Source organism: Streptococcus halitosis, from assembly GCF_003143695.2.
GTDB lineage: Bacteria > Bacillota > Bacilli > Lactobacillales > Streptococcaceae > Streptococcus > Streptococcus halitosis.
The window spans coordinates 1-816 of record NZ_QEMY02000008.1; the positions used below are offsets into that span (position 1 = coordinate 1).

At 40.2% G+C, this 816-nt stretch carries 1 protein-coding gene; it reads right to left on the minus strand.

Annotated elements, in window-relative coordinates:
- Nucleotides 1-816: Spy0128 family protein (locus DB729_RS09295; RefSeq protein ID WP_279633976.1), on the minus strand; the 816-nt coding region annotated here is incomplete at both ends.

Sequence of the window (816 nt, forward strand, 5' to 3'; positions counted from 1 at the left end):
AAGATCTTTTGCTTCTTTTGAAGCCGTTGCTTTCAATTCAGTTGCACTTACTTTTTCAACCGTTACTTCAACTTCTTGAACTGTCTTATCGTAAGTGATCCCTGCTTCAGATCCAGCAACTTCTGAGATAGTGTACTTGTGAGTTCCCACTTGGCTCTCATCATATGAGATTGGTGAGAAGGTCACAGTTCCGTCAGCAGCGTTTTTCACTGTTTCGACAACACTACCGTCTTCTTTCTTCAATTCGAAGCTGTATTTACCTGCTTCAAGGTCTTTACCTTCAAGAACTTTCTTAGCTCCAAGAGTTACACTTGTAGCTCCGGCTGGTGTGTATGTGTTTGTGAAGACTAGGTCTTTTGCTTCTTTTGAAGCCGTTGCTTTCAATTCAGTTGCACTTACTTTTTCAACCGTTACTTCAACTTCTTGAACGGTCTTATCGTAAGTAATCCCTGTTTCAGAGCCAGCAACTTCTGAGATGGTATACTTGTGAGTTCCTACTTGGCTTTCATTATATGAGATTGGTGAGAAAGTAACACTTCCATCAGCAGCGTTTGTAACTGTTTCAAGCTCTTTGTCGCCTTCTTTCAGAACAAAGCTGTATTTACCTGCTTCAAGATTTTTACCTTCAAGAACTTTCTTAGCTCCAAGAGTGACACTTGTAGCTCCTGCTGGTGTGTACTTGTTTGTAAATACAAGATCTTTTGCTTCTTTTGAAGACGTTGCTTTCAATTCAGTTGCACTTACTTTTTCAACCGTTACTTCAACTTCTTGAACTGTCTTATCGTAAGTGATTCCTGCTTCAGATCCACCAACTTC